Annotated in this window: 14 protein-coding genes; all 14 read left to right on the top strand. The window is 45.1% G+C overall.

Annotated features, from left to right (window positions below; translation table 11 throughout):
- Positions 1-5 precede the first annotated feature (5 nt).
- Positions 6-779, top strand: a complete 774-nt coding sequence (locus V6W81_RS11375; protein ID WP_313960630.1) for a ClpP family protease — start codon at positions 6-8, stop codon at positions 777-779.
- The gene (locus V6W81_RS11380) at positions 776-994 is read left to right on the top strand and encodes a YlzJ-like family protein (protein WP_338543242.1); all 219 of its coding nucleotides are present in this window, start codon (positions 776-778) and stop codon (positions 992-994) included. Before V6W81_RS11375 ends, V6W81_RS11380 begins: the two co-directional genes overlap by 4 nt.
- Positions 995-1096: 102 nt before the next feature.
- The gene (locus V6W81_RS11385; RefSeq protein WP_338543244.1) at positions 1097-3823 is read left to right on the top strand and encodes an FtsK/SpoIIIE family DNA translocase; all 2727 of its coding nucleotides are present in this window, start codon (positions 1097-1099) and stop codon (positions 3821-3823) included.
- Between the two features lie 193 nt (positions 3824-4016).
- On the top strand, positions 4017-4844 hold the full coding sequence (gene sleB, locus V6W81_RS11390; RefSeq protein ID WP_056700695.1) for a spore cortex-lytic enzyme: 828 nt from the start codon (positions 4017-4019) through the stop codon (positions 4842-4844).
- 217 nt (positions 4845-5061) lie between these two features.
- The gene (gene yfmF / locus V6W81_RS11395; protein ID WP_338543246.1) at positions 5062-6342 is read left to right on the top strand and encodes an EF-P 5-aminopentanol modification-associated protein YfmF; all 1281 of its coding nucleotides are present in this window, start codon (positions 5062-5064) and stop codon (positions 6340-6342) included.
- 3 nt (positions 6343-6345) lie between these two features.
- Positions 6346-7626, top strand: coding sequence for an EF-P 5-aminopentanol modification-associated protein YfmH (gene yfmH / locus V6W81_RS11400; protein WP_338543247.1), 1281 nt, complete (start codon positions 6346-6348; stop codon positions 7624-7626).
- Between the two features lies 1 nt (position 7627).
- Positions 7628-8401 (top strand): elongation factor P 5-aminopentanone reductase, encoded by a 774-nt coding sequence (gene ymfI / locus V6W81_RS11405; RefSeq protein ID WP_145046387.1) that lies wholly within the window; start codon positions 7628-7630, stop codon positions 8399-8401.
- 121 nt (positions 8402-8522) lie between these two features.
- Positions 8523-8786, top strand: a complete 264-nt coding sequence (locus V6W81_RS11410) for a DUF3243 domain-containing protein (RefSeq protein WP_145046389.1) — start codon at positions 8523-8525, stop codon at positions 8784-8786.
- A gap of 198 nt (positions 8787-8984) precedes the next feature.
- On the top strand, positions 8985-9752 hold the full coding sequence (locus V6W81_RS11415; RefSeq protein WP_056700702.1) for a DUF3388 domain-containing protein: 768 nt from the start codon (positions 8985-8987) through the stop codon (positions 9750-9752).
- A gap of 194 nt (positions 9753-9946) precedes the next feature.
- A complete protein-coding gene (locus V6W81_RS11420) occupies positions 9947-10981 on the top strand; it encodes a helix-turn-helix domain-containing protein (protein WP_145046391.1) in 1035 nt (344 codons plus the stop codon).
- A 73-nt stretch (positions 10982-11054) separates the two neighbouring features.
- Positions 11055-11219 carry a hypothetical protein gene (locus V6W81_RS11425; RefSeq protein WP_164848671.1) on the top strand — a complete coding sequence of 55 codons (165 nt, stop codon included), beginning with the start codon at positions 11055-11057 and terminating at the stop codon, positions 11217-11219.
- A 153-nt stretch (positions 11220-11372) separates the two neighbouring features.
- Positions 11373-11864, top strand: coding sequence for a YajQ family cyclic di-GMP-binding protein (locus tag V6W81_RS11430; protein ID WP_145046393.1), 492 nt, complete (start codon positions 11373-11375; stop codon positions 11862-11864).
- Positions 11865-12183: 319 nt separating this feature from the next.
- Positions 12184-12771, top strand: coding sequence for a CDP-diacylglycerol--glycerol-3-phosphate 3-phosphatidyltransferase (gene pgsA / locus V6W81_RS11435; RefSeq protein WP_338543252.1), 588 nt, complete (start codon positions 12184-12186; stop codon positions 12769-12771).
- Positions 12772-12877: 106 nt separating this feature from the next.
- Complete coding sequence (locus tag V6W81_RS11440) at positions 12878-14134, top strand: competence/damage-inducible protein A (RefSeq protein ID WP_338543254.1); 1257 nt, start codon at positions 12878-12880, stop codon at positions 14132-14134.
- Positions 14135-14184 lie beyond the last annotated feature (50 nt).

Below are 14184 nucleotides of genomic sequence, written 5' to 3' on the forward strand. Positions count from 1 at the left end.
GCCTAATGAAAAATGAAATGAATGAAAGACAGATGTCTAAATCGAATCAACCTGAGACAGAGCTACCAGAAGTGCCCGACAAAGAGGACAAAGGCATGGCGCCTGTCACGGAGGCGATCCAGCAATTTGGACAAACACAGTCACCTGCAGGGGAGTCCAATATTTTTTGTATGACCATCATTGGTCAGGTGGAAGGCCATCTGATCTTGCCTCCTCAGAACAAAACGACAAAATATGAACATATTATTCCGCAGTTGGTTGCAGCTGAGCAGAACCCACGTATTGAGGGAATATTAATTATTTTGAATACAGTAGGTGGGGACGTTGAGGCAGGTTTGGCAATTGCTGAGATGATTGCTTCTCTGAGCAAACCTACAGTTACGGTTGTGATTGGAGGAGGACACAGCATCGGTGTTCCAATTGCGGTAGCCTCGACTTATTCGCTAATTGCAGGAAGTGCAACGATGACCATTCATCCAATCCGTATGAACGGACTGGTTATTGGAGTACCTCAGACGTTTGAATACATGGAGAAGATGCAAGAACGGGTTGTACGCTTCGTCACCACGCACTCTAATATTTCAGAAGAGATGTTCAAGGAACTGATGTTTAAGACAGGTGAGCTGAATCGAGATATTGGAACTGCGGTAGGAAGTGCAGATGCTGTTAAGTATGGATTAATGGATGCTGTTGGCGGAATTGGTCAGGCCATTGCTCAATTGAATCAGTTGATTGGAGACAAGAAACAAACGATGCAAGTAGGAGGGTATACGCAATGACCATGTATACCGTAATGCCTCCTGAACAGCTCTGGTCTGGAATGTGGCAAGAGGGTGAGGCTACGAGAGAGGTTAAGGTAAACGGTTTGTTGATGCAGGTTAGACCTATCAGCGAGACGGAGGCTGTCATTATTCGTTTGCTGGATTGCCCCCTTGAAGCGTATTTGGATGCTTCCAATACACCTGGATCGAGGGTGCCGCTTTCCGGTAACTAGGAATTAACATGACGCGACGAAATAAGACAAATAGAGCAAGAAAAGAACATATGTACGGATTATATTTGTATGGTATAATATTCTTCTGGGGGTGACCTGATTTTGGCCAGAAGAAAAAAGAAGAAGAAAAAGGCTGCTGCGTTTGGTGGCGTTTTAAAATATGAAATCTACGGGATTGTCCTGATTACCCTTGCGGTCATTGCACTTTCAGGTGAAGCAACGGTAGGACGTTCCCTGTCCAAGATGTTTGGACTAATGTTAGGCAAATTTTATTTTATAATTCCGTTGATCGGAATTTATTACGGATTAATGGTAATGATTCACCGGAAATGGCCGAGTGGTTGGACTACACGCAAGACGGGACTAGTCCTTCTAGTGTTCGCGTTAACCCTAATGAGTACAGTTTCCGCGATGCACCAGAAGCTAATTCCCGTTGGAGCACTTGAACCAGGTGCGGTAATTACGCAGGTACATAATGATATGCAGACCGAGTTGCTTCAGCATGCACCGGGTGAACGAGAATCGATGCTGGGCAAGGATATTAGTGGCGGATACCTTGGAGCAGGTCAGTTTGCTCTTTTCTTATGGTTGTTTGGCAGTTTAGGTGCACGTCTGATTATGATTGTCATGTTTATTATCAGCTTCATGCTGATTACGAATCTGTCCTATGTCGACCTGATTCGTATCTTCAGAACAAAGGTGTGGGATGCGGGCACAACCATGTACAAGAGGTTTGAATCCAGACCTACACGAGTTGCTACGGCAGGTAAGAAGTCGAGCAACAAGCGTAAAGTGGTACCTGTCCCAGCAGACACTTATGAAGATGATGAAGATGACGATCTTGAAGATGCACAGCTTCCTAAACGCAAGACGCCAATCTTCCTCCAATTGTTTGGGAAATGGGGGGCAGATCGTGAACAGACGAATGCTGAACCGAGCAAGCATCAAGATGATGTGTCTGCTTCAGAGCAAGTTTTGTATCGAGCGGCACAAGAAGATGTAGCGGAAACATGGGGTGAAGAGTCTCGCTATACTGCGGAGGCAACGCCTACACCAACTGGAGCTGTGCCAACTAGAGCCAGTTCTGCTCCGATCATTCGTGATTTCTTTGAACATGTTCGTTCAGAGGATAGCAACAAGGATGATGATCTGGATGACGCATATCCATTTCCAGCGGATATAAGTGACCCTGGTAACGAAGGGGATCATGGGATTAAGATCAAAGATGAATCACTTGGCTCTGATGAAGATTGGTCTGTGCCTGAGGAAGGTGTTGGTGAGGTTCATACTGGTGACCACGTTCTGACTGCTGGAGCCACAGAGGACAATTCCACACCGCTTGATCCTGCATCGAATAGTGGTAATGAAGAAGCACAACCTATTCAGCCACCACCACCGCCACCGAAGCCTTATAAATTACCTTCGTTCCGCCTTCTCTCTAAGCCGAACAATGGCGGTAAGGCTGGGGATCAGAAGGATTATATGCAGACAGCACGTAAGCTAGAAGCTACTTTGGAAAGCTTCGGAGTTCGGGCTAAGGTTCTTGAAGTCGTTCGAGGACCTGCGGTGACGCGGTACGAGATTCAACCTGATATCGGTGTGAAGGTCAGCAGAATTGTCAGTCTTACGGATGATATTGCATTGGCTCTCGCAGCCAAGGACATTCGTATGGAAGCACCGATTCCTGGTAAATCAGCCATAGGTATTGAAGTACCTAATGGAGAAGTTTCTATGGTAACCATGAGAGAAGTCATGGAGACGGCAACCTTCCAAGATGCTGAATCCAAAGTGACGATTGCTTTTGGACGCGATATCTCGGGTCAGACCATCATTGGTAATTTAGCTCGGATGCCCCATCTTCTTGTTGCTGGTGCCACGGGTTCGGGTAAATCAGTATGTATTAACGGAATCATCACAAGCATACTGTACAAAGCTAAGCCAGACGAAGTGAAGTTCTTGATGGTCGATCCCAAAATGGTCGAGCTGAACGTATATAACGGCATCCCGCATCTGATGGCTCCTGTTGTAACGGATCCCAAACGGGCGTCGCTTGCTTTGAAAAAAATTGTAGTTGAGATGGAGAAGCGATATGAGCTATTTTCCAAATCGGGTACTCGGAATGTAGAAGGTTACAACAACTTGATGAAGGATAATCCAGCAGCATTTTTACCTTACATCGTAGTTATTGTAGATGAGCTTGCAGACCTTATGATGGTCGCTGCAGGTGACGTGGAGGATGCGATTGCGCGATTGGCTCAGATGGCGCGTGCCGCAGGGATTCATTTGATCATCGCAACCCAGCGGCCTTCGGTTGACGTTATTACAGGGGTAATCAAAGCCAACATCCCATCACGAATTGCCTTTGGCGTGTCTTCCCAAGTCGATTCACGAACAATCCTTGATATGGGTGGTGCGGAGAAGCTTTTAGGACGTGGAGACATGCTGTTCATGCCTATGGGGGCTTCCAAGCCTGTGCGGGTACAAGGAGCGTTCATGAGCGATGAAGAAGTTGAGAACATTGTAAATTATGTACGTGGCCAAGGTGAAGCCCAATATGATGAATCGATCGTGCCTGAGGTGGATGACTCGGTTCAGGCGGCGGACGAAGTACAGGACGAGCTGTATGAGCAGGCTGTACAGATTATATTGGAGGCTAAGCAAGCCTCAGTATCACTATTGCAGCGCCGGATGCGAGTTGGTTATACCCGGGCTGCACGTTTAATTGATTCCATGGAAGCCCGAGGTGTCATAGGCCCTTATGAAGGTAGTAAGCCGAGGGAAGTATTAATCTCACTGGAGCAATATCAGCAAAATAAAATAAGCTCGTAATGTTATAGGTTATAACAGACGACAGAGGAACCCCTCAATCCATTGGATTGAGGGGTTTTTTTGTGTTCAGTTGTTTGATGCATTGGCATCTTGTCCAATCCTCGGGAGAATTGGTGCATAGGAAACAGGCAGGCTTGTCATAATAAGCTTAGCGATTCTGTTAATCCCACAAGAGAAAGGTAGAGCACAATCGATGCGAAAAATGAACATATGGCTTTTCACTGCTATTTTGCTGATGTCCGCATTGGGACTTCGTTATTTGCTCCCTCACAATGCGGCAACGGAAAGTACTAGTCCAAGTAAGCCGCAAACGGAAGAGACGGCTATGCCCACCTTTAGTAGTAATGCTGTTAAGTATGGGAGCTATGGTCAGGATGTCTATGAGTTACAGGGTAGACTGAAGTATCTCGGATTCTACAATGGTAAAATTGACAGTAATTTTGGCAGTAGCACGTTAAAATCTGTAAAGTGGTTTCAGTCCGAATTCGGAATGAAAGCAGATGGAGTCGTTGGCGCTAAGACCAAATTGAAGCTGTACAATGCAACCAAACAGTGGTCACCTACTGAGCCTCCTTTGCATAAGCAGCCGGCTGGAAATAAACAAGGGAATGCGGATTCGGCTAATCAAGAACAGAGTGATATGGGTTCAGCCAACACGATGGGACTTTCCGAGAACGAACTCAAAATTATGGCGAATGCCGTATATGGAGAAGCACGAGGCGAACCCTTTGAAGGTCAAGTCGCTGTAGCAGCAGTCATATTGAATCGTGTCAACTCCCCAAGCTTCCCAAGCACACCGTCAGGAGTGATCTTCCAACCTGGTGCGTTTACTGCGGTAGCGGATGGTCAGATTTATTTAGAGCCTAATGCGCAAGCGCGTAAGGCTGTTGAACAAGCGATGAATGGCTGGGATCCATCAGGTGGATGTCTGTATTATTTTAATCCGAAGACAGCAACATCGAAATGGATCTGGACTCGTCCTCAGGTAAAAACAATTGGTCAGCACATCTTCTGTATGTAATGATCTTATAAGGAGCAGCCATGAAGTCCATTTCTTACTATTTAGGAATATCAATACGGACGTTTTGAATGTTCTCAAGAAGCAACCAGAAGGCGTGTCTTTGGTTGCTTCTTGGCTTTTGGATGGGTTAAAATGGTTGATACGCTTAAGGTTTGCTACGCTTAACATCACAACGCAATCGTGTATGACAAATGACGCCGTAAAGGGGTTTTGACAGTTGAATACATCAGGCTTTGAACGAGGAAGTCGGAAACAATTCCGTATACATGTACTGCCTACGAAACGTTTCAAGACATTCGCTATATCGCTTTACGCGGGGGTTCCTTTACAAGAAGATACAGTTACAAAGGTGGCTCTAACCCCTTTTGTACTTCGACGGGGAACAGAATCATATCCTGAAACAACGCAGTTCCGTGAACAACTGGAGCATTTGTATGGTGCTGGGTTTGGGTTTGATGTATATAAACGCGGAGACTATCAGATTGTACAATTTCGGATGGATACCATTAATGATTCGTTTGTAGGTGGAGATGAGCAGCTGCTGGATCGTTCTTTTGCTTTCCTAGGGGAAGTGCTCACTCGCCCTGCTCAGGAGAACGGACATTTCAGGTCATCTTATGTACAGGCTGAGCGTGAAACGGTACGCAAAAAGCTGGAATCCATCGTGAATGATAAAATGCGTTACGCTGCAGAGCGAAGCATTGAGGAGATGTGTAAGCATGAGCCTTACCGTCTGCATCCATTGGGTGAACGCAAAGATCTTTCTACTATTGAACCTCAGGGTTTGACAAATTCATATCAATCATGGTTGCAGGATGCAAGTATGGATCTCTATGTGGTCGGAGATACAACGTTGGAAGAAGTGGAGAACCTGGTCGAGCGACATTTTAATGTGGAGCGAGTAACGTCTGCTGACTATCATGCGCAAGAAGCTTCTGTCGGAGATAATGAAGTCAATACAGTGGTTGAACGAATGAGTGTCAGTCAAGGTAAACTTAATATGGGATTACGGACATCGATCACGTACAGAGACCCTGAATATGCATCGGCCTTGCTGTACAATGGTATTTTGGGTGGGTATCCTCATTCGAAGTTGTTCGTTAATGTTCGTGAGAAAGAAAGTTTAGCTTATTACGCTTCTTCACGTTATGACGGTCATAAGGGGATTGCAACCATTCAATCAGGGATCGAAATTCCCAATTATGAGAAGGCTGTGACCATTATCAAACAGCAGCTTGAAGAGATGAAAAGTGGAGCAATCACGGATCTGGAGATGTCGCAGACCAAGGCGATGATTCGCAATCTTTTGAAAGAAATGCAGGATTCTGCTTATGAGATGATCGCCTATGATTTTAATCGCCAATTATCAGGGAAAGATCGTACAGTTGAAGAGCTGCTGAATCAAGTAGAGTCCGTTAGCAAAGTTGATGTTCAACAAGCAGCGGAGAAGTTCCGTCTGGATACGATTTATTTCTTGCGCGATGAGAAGGAGGAATAACCGGTGGAGAGCATAAGATATGAACATTTGCAGGAAACGCTGTATTACGAAGTCATGGAAAATGGACTGCATGTCTATATACTGCCTAAGCCGGGATTCCAGAAAACGTATGCTACGTTTGCTACGAAATATGGATCGGTTGATAATCATTTTCGAGTAGAGGGACAAGAAGAGGTGAAAGTGCCAGATGGCATTGCTCACTTTTTGGAGCACAAAATGTTTGAAGAGCCCACTGGTGATATTTTTGCTACTTTTGCGTCTAATGGTGCTTCGGCGAACGCATTTACCAGCTTCGATCAGACCGTTTATTTGTTTTCTGCCACAGAGCATATTAACGAAAATATACAAACATTAATCAATTTTGTGCAAAATCCGTATTTTACGGATCAAAATGTGGACAAGGAAAAAGGTATTATCGGCCAAGAAATTAATATGTATTCCGATAATCCCGATTGGCGTGTTTACTTTGGCTTAATTGAAGCTATGTATCAGAAACATCCTGTGCATATCGACATTGCGGGTACTGTTGAATCCATAAGTGGGATCACGAAGGAAACGTTATACAATTGTTACCATTCTTTCTACCATCCGAGTAACATGCTCTTGTTTGTTGTTGGCGGGGTAGACCCAGAAGAAGTGATGGAGCTGGTTCGTAGGAACCAGGCGGAGAAAAGTTTTGAGTCCCAAGGACAGATCGAGCGTCTGTTCGAGGATGAACCAGAGCAAGTAGGAGAGGCCAGACGGGAATCCAAACTCGCTGTATCCTTGCCTAAGTGTCTCTTTGGTTTCAAGGAAACAGAGGTTGGATTCACTGGAGAAGAATTGCTGCGTCGCGACATGGCTACCAAATTAATGATGGATCTACTCTTTGGCTCCAGTACACCACTGTTCCAGAAGCTGTATGATGAGGATCTGATCTCAGATAGTTTCGGATTTGAATACAACAGCTCGCCGCAGTATGCATTCTCGGCTATTGGTGGTGACACGAAGGATCCAGATCTGCTGCTCACCCGAATCCGTGAAGAAGTCGATGCTATCGTGGCGAAAGGATTTGAAGCCTCTGATTTTGAACGGGCTCGCAAAAAGAAAATAGGTGGATATTTACGAATGCTGAATTCACCAGAGAACATTGCACATGAATTTACACGTCAACAATTCCGTGGAGGGGACTTCTTCAACATGTTACCGGTGTATGAATCCCTTACCTTGGAAGAAGTAAATGACAGATTAAAAGAACACATTCGTTGGGATCAACTAGCGGTATCGCTTGTCGTGAGTCCTTAACATGGAGAGGGGAACAGGACAAATGTTGAAGCCGATTGGAGAAATGACAGTGCTGGTTACTGGTGCGAGTGGAGGCATTGGAGCAGCCATTGCAGAGCGCTTTGCGAGAGTTGGCATGAATGTGGTAATCCACTACATGAAATCACATGAAGCAGCCAATGAAGCGGCTAGAAGATGTATGGAGCAAGGTAGTGGCAAGGTAATGACGGTATCTGCGGATCTTCGCAGCCGGGAACAGATTGGACGTATGCGAGAGAAGCTGGAAAGTCACGGGCTTATGCCTGATATACTGGTCAACAACGCGGGGATATCCCATTACGGAATGCTCGCAGATGTCACGGAAGAAATATGGGATGAAGTGATGGCAATCAATCTGAAAGGTACATTTATGTGTACACAGGAAATGATGCCGCATATGATCTCACAACGATATGGACGAATTATTAACGTGTCATCCATATGGGGGTTGTCAGGTGCCTCCTGTGAAGTGCTGTATTCCACGACTAAGGGAGGCTTAAATGCCTTTACCAAGGCGTTAGCCAAAGAGCTTGCACCATCTGGGGTGACCGTAAATGCGGTCGCTCCCGGGGCGGTTCAGACATCAATGTTAGATCATTTAGATCAGAATGAGTTGAAATTGTTAGAAGAGGAAATTCCCGCTGGAAGACTTGCTCAGCCTGATGAAATTTCGTCACTGGTTTATTTCCTCGCCTTACCAGAGTCTGGATACATTAATGGGCAGATCATAAGTCCTAACGGAGGCTGGCTTACGTAATTCGCTTGGATCATGAGACTGGAGCATTGCTGGATGATTTACCCTGTATATAAAATGTTCGGAAAGCACATATTACAACTGTTGATTTTAAATCTCATGCGACAGCTAAGGAGGATTTATCATGTCAACAGAAAAAACAGTGGTCTCTAACTTTGACACTTGGAAGAAGTTCTTAGGTGATCGCGTACTGCAAGCAGAGAAGATGGGTATGAGTGAAGATACCATCAACAAACTTGCCTACGAGATCGGTGACTTTCTGGATGAGAAAGTCGATCCGGCGAACCATTCCAACCGGGCATTGAAGGAATTATGGGATGTCGGCGATGCAGATGAGCGTCGCACGATCGCGTGCCTGATGGTCAAATTGGCCAAACAAAACGCATAAGTTTAACAGATGGAGAGCTCCCGCAAGGGGGCTTTTCTCTAATGATTACAGACTGATTACAGACCTGTTCTTGTAATTCATTTTCATTTTATATATCATTAACGTGACCCATTTTTAGAAGATGACTCAGTTTGCTGTCTTAAGGACGCGTTCTGTTGCTGTCGAATAATGTGGAATAATGCATTACGGGGTGTTCAAATGGAATCTAAACAATGGTATATGGAATACAAAATACATAAGAACAGACCCGGCCTTTTGGGGGATATCGCCTCCATGCTGGGGATGCTTGAAGTGAATATATTGACCATCAATGGTGTTGAGGGCAAAACTCGTGGTATGCTTCTTGAATCGGATGATGATGAGAAGATTCGTCTTTTAGGCGAGATGCTTGCTAAAGTTAACAGCATTACCGTGTCAGCTTTGCGCCAACCGAAGCTAGTTGATATACTGGCTGTTCGTCATGGTCGATATATCGATCGTGATTCTGATGATCGTAAAACATTTCGTTTTACACGTGATGAACTTGGGTTACTTGTGGACTTTTTGGGTGAAGTATTTAAAAGGGAAGGCAACCAGGTTATCGGGTTACGCGGTATGCCGCGCGTAGGGAAAACGGAATCTATTATTGCGGGTAGTGTGTGCGCGATGAAACGTTGGACCTTTGTGTCGTCCACCCTCCTTCGTCAGACCATAAGGAGTCAACTATCCGAGGACGAAATGAATCCAAACAATGTATTTATCATCGATGGTATTGTCAGTACGATTCGTTCGAGCGAACGGCACTATAACTTGTTACAGGATATCATGACGATGCCAAGTACTAAGGTCATTGAGCATCCAGATATTTTTGTACAGGAATCCGAGTATGATTATAATGATTTTGACATTATCATTGAGCTTCGGAACAATCCAGGCGAAGAAATTATTTATGATACGTTTACGGCCAGCTACACCGATGAACTGTAAGGCTGCGTGAAAGATCATGAAATAGATTAGCACCAACTAGAGCATTTTGCACAATCCGAAAGATCAACTATCAAACCCATAGGATCTAGGCGAGACTTCGTTTTTCGTCTAGATCTTGTACCCTTGAGCATGTGGGATCGAATGATGCAAAATGCTGACTACAGAGAAAAAGAAAAACTGAAGGAGGAGATGGCATGTCTGAACTGGGTCAGCAGTTGAGAGAGGCCCGGCTGCAAAAAGGGATGAGTCTTGACGACGTACAGGAAATGACTAAAATTCGCAAAAGGTACTTGGAGGCAATAGAAGCAGGGGATTACAAGGTGCTTCCAGGTAGCTTCTATGTGCGTGCGTTCATTAAAACCTATGCGGAAACGGTTGGACTGAACCCTGATGAGCTGTTAGAGGGTCACAAAAAGGATGTACCGGCAGAGGAAGCCGAAGCGACTATGGAGCCTGTTATTCAGAAACGTTCCAGTCGTCCGGTCGAGCGGAATAATCGCTGGATGTCAGTCGCTTTAATGTGGACATTCCCATTACTAATTCTAGTGTTGCTTTATGCCTTCTGGTCTTCGGGCAAGGGTGGAGAAGAAACTCCAAGTCTGGATGATACAAAGATTACAGATAGCCAGCAACAACCAGATGATAAGCCAGATCAACCTGCGGATAACGGACAGGCGGCTAATCCACCATCTACGGAAACAGGTGGAGATGAAGGTACTGCAGGTGGTAACGGCGGGGGTCAAGAAGATACGGGACAGACAGGTGAACAAACCGATGATTCTGAAGGCCAAACGCCTGAGGACACGGAGGAGGAGCCAACTAGTCCGCCTACAGGGGTAGCTGTGACTGAAGATGGCAAATCAGGCAATATCACAAACTTTAAAGTGAGTGGAAGTGCAGGACAGCCTGTGACGGTAACGATTAATGCTTCAGGTGAGAGCTGGCTTGAGGTGTACAAAGGTGAAAATTCCAGCGGCGAAAAACTGCAGTTCGGTATGACTGCTGATGGAAACTCATTTACGTTTAATTTGGATAGTTCAGGTCTTTACATTAAATCCGGTCGTGCTTCAGCAACGACTATTGAGGTAGGCGGACAAGTGGTAACAGACGGTAAAGCCACGAATCGGATCCGTTTACAGCTTGGGGATGACAGTGCTGCTAGCACAACAACGGATAGTGTAGACTCTACATCAACGGACGGAAGCGAAGGCACAGCCACTGGCGAATAACCGAAGTCACTGTGGGGGACACTAACGTTGTCTTAACTTGCAGTTAATCTTCGGTAAAGCGAGGTGGAAGGCTATGACAGTCAGCTGGATCGTAACAGGTTTAGGGATTATTGTCAGCCTCCTGGGGTACTATTTAACCCCGAGCGCTTGGGGTTACGGAATTTTGGGTTTTGGACTTGCACATGTGATTCTGGGTGTGCTTGATATGTTCAGACAACCAAACCGCAGCAGGTATTAGGCTATAAACAACAGAAAAAGCATTCTTGATCAGCCAACCATGGAGGGTCAAGAATGCTTTTTCTGTTGTTTATCTTCTCTAAAATTAGACTTTTCAATAGGCTATCCTCTATAATGTTACACAGAACATATGATAACTGAAAGGGTGACCGGTTTGAGTTCAGAAAATTCTTTTGATATCGTGTCTAAGATGGACTTGCAGGAACTGACTAATGCCGTAACACAAACGGAAAAGGAAATAGGCACACGTTATGATTTTAAGGGGAGCAAGAGTAGCTTGAAATTGGACAAAGATGCTCTAACAATTGTGTCTGATGATGAGAGCAAGCTCAAGTCTGTCATTGATGTGTTGCAATCGAAGATGGCTAAACGAGGGCTACCTCTGAAGAATATTGATTATGGCAAGGTTGAACCAGCTTCTTCGGGAACCGTTCGTCAACGTCTGAGCTTCAAACAGGGAATTGACCAGGATATTGCTAAAAAAATCAATATTTTGATTCGTGATTCCAAGATGAAAGTGAAGAGCCAGATTCAGGGTGATCAACTACGGGTAACTGGAAAAAGTAAGAATGATTTGCAAGCGGTAATGCAATTGTTGAATGGTGCAAATCTGCCACTAGATCTGCAGTATACCAACTTTAAATAAGCCATGCGTTCAGAACGCTTGAAATTCACAAGCGTTTTTTGACACTGCAATGGGCGTATATTATACTAAGTGTGCATTGCTGGCAATCCATCATATTAGCCCAGTCATCATCGTTTGCTGACTTTGTGATAAGCAGTACATTTTCTGGAAGTCACCGGAACGTTTTAAACGCTTTTACGTTTGAACGGTGGACTTTATTTTTGCGTTTTTTACATAGTGAGGCATGTTGCTGAAGTGTACAAATTACAAGTTTCTGATGATGCATCTGGGATAAAGATGAGTGTTTGGAGTTATTGGAGGATAAGAGGGAGGGCGTCTTGTGAATTTACCCAACCGGATTACGCTTGCACGAATTTGCTTAATCCCTTTTTTGATGGTGTTTCTGCTCGTGGATTTTCCATTTTATCCAGAGCCGTTGCAGCTTGGAAGCTTGTCGCTTCCTTATAATCAATTGATTGCGGTTGTAATTTTTGTCATTGCAGCAAGTACAGATGGACTCGATGGTTACTTGGCACGCAAGAACAATATGGTTACTAATCTTGGCAAACTGCTTGATCCTTTGGCAGACAAGCTGTTGGTGACTGCTGTACTCATTTCACTCGTAGAAATGGGCAAGTTAGATTCATGGATTGCTGTCGTGATCATTAGCCGTGAATTTGCAGTCACAGGTCTTCGCCAGATTGCATTGCTGGATGGATCTGTTGTAGCGGCAAGCAATTGGGGCAAGCTAAAAACCGTTGTGCAAATTGTAGCTATTGTACTGCTTCTGCTGAATAATTTCCCGTTCTCTTACACAGGGATCCATATGGATGTTATCGCAGTGTGGGCTGCAGCGATTATAACAATCTGGTCAGGAATTGATTATTTCGTTAAAAACAAAAACTTGCTTAATTTATCAAAAGCGTAATCGTTCCGGAAAACGGGTAATTTAGAAGGAACAACTTGTACTAAGGGCAATAGGAATACATCCTATTGCCCTTTGAATACTCACAGCGTGTACAGGAGGATACAGAATGAAGGCAGAAATCATTGCGGTTGGCACAGAGCTATTGCTTGGACAGATTGTGAATACCAATGCGAGATATTTGTCTCGCGAATTAGCCGCGATCGGAATTGATGTGTATTTCCAAACAGTTGTTGGGGATAATCTGAGTCGCCTTAGTGAAGCAATTCGAATTGCTCAGAGTCGGGCAGATGTCATTTTATTTTCCGGTGGCATTGGGCCGACACAGGATGATCTAACCAAGGATGCTCTGGCTGAAGTGTTAGGTCGTAAGCTTCATATAGATCGACTGGCGATGGACAAAATAGAAGGCTTTTTCCGGGATCGCAATGTTACGATGACCGAGAATAATCGCCGTCAGGCTATCGTGATTGAAGGTGGAACACCTCTAGCTAACGAGACGGGGCTTGCAGCGGGAAATGCTATCTCGGACAATGGAAAACACTATGTAGTTATGCCTGGGCCGCCTAAAGAGCTGATTCCTATGTTTGAGCAGGAGGTTAAACCTTGGCTATTCCAACACGTTCTGACAGAAGAGATGCCGATCTATTCCAGAATGCTGAAGTTTGCAGGTATAGGGGAGTCGGCTTTGGAGGATCGTCTGCTTGATCTGATCGACGGACAGACAGACCCTACGATTGCACCGTATGCAAGCGAAGGGGAGGTTACCGTGCGTGTCTCTACCAAAGCACCGAATGAGGGAGAGGCGAAGGTTAAGCTGGATGCGATGGAAGTTCAGATTCGTGAGCGTTTGCCAGAGCATCTGTACGCCAACGAGGATGTGCCTATTGAGTATACGATTGTTACGATGATGGCTGATATGGGTCTGACTCTTAGTGCTGCTGAGAGCTGCACAGGCGGGCTTGTCATGCAGAGCCTGACATCAATTCCAGGCAGTGCGGCAATTCTTAAAGGCGGAATTGTATGTTATTCCAATGAGATGAAAGAAAAACTGCTGAACGTTCCTCATGATTATCTTGAGGGAGAAGATGCGCCCGGAGCCGTAAGTCCTGAGGTTGCTAAAGTATTGGCAGAGCAGGTACGCATGATTGGGGATGCTAATTTTGGATTAGCTGTTACAGGTGTCGCAGGGCCGGGTTATTCTGAGCGTAAGCCACCTGGTCTCGTCTTCATTGCTCTAGCTGAACGTGGCAAAGAGACGGAAATCCATGAATTACGTATTAACGGTAATCGGGAAACGGTTCGCATCCGTTCGACCAAATCTATCTTCTACCGATTGTGGCGCAAGCTTGTTGAACTAGATTAGTTCTTCTGCTTGGTTTGCTTTTACAGTGCAAAACAGGTATACTTTTAACA

Source organism: Paenibacillus tundrae, assembly GCF_036884255.1.
Lineage (GTDB): Bacteria > Bacillota > Bacilli > Paenibacillales > Paenibacillaceae > Paenibacillus.

Excerpts from the sequence above, each read along its gene's own strand:
- ymfI (WP_145046387.1), top strand. The coding sequence starts at position 7,628 with ATGGAGAGGGGAACAGGACAAATGTTGAAGCCGATTGGAGAAATGACA.
- V6W81_RS11380 (WP_338543242.1), top strand. The coding sequence starts at position 776 with ATGACCATGTATACCGTAATGCCTCCTGAACAGCTCTGGTCTGGAATG.
- V6W81_RS11440 (WP_338543254.1), top strand. The coding sequence starts at position 12,878 with ATGAAGGCAGAAATCATTGCGGTTGGCACAGAGCTATTGCTTGGACAG.
- V6W81_RS11415 (WP_056700702.1), top strand. The coding sequence starts at position 8,985 with ATGGAATCTAAACAATGGTATATGGAATACAAAATACATAAGAACAGA.
- V6W81_RS11410 (WP_145046389.1), top strand. The coding sequence starts at position 8,523 with ATGTCAACAGAAAAAACAGTGGTCTCTAACTTTGACACTTGGAAGAAG.
- V6W81_RS11425 (WP_164848671.1), top strand. The coding sequence starts at position 11,055 with ATGACAGTCAGCTGGATCGTAACAGGTTTAGGGATTATTGTCAGCCTC.
- sleB (WP_056700695.1), top strand. The coding sequence starts at position 4,017 with ATGCGAAAAATGAACATATGGCTTTTCACTGCTATTTTGCTGATGTCC.
- V6W81_RS11420 (WP_145046391.1), top strand. The coding sequence starts at position 9,947 with ATGTCTGAACTGGGTCAGCAGTTGAGAGAGGCCCGGCTGCAAAAAGGG.
- V6W81_RS11375 (WP_313960630.1), top strand. The coding sequence starts at position 6 with ATGAAAAATGAAATGAATGAAAGACAGATGTCTAAATCGAATCAACCT.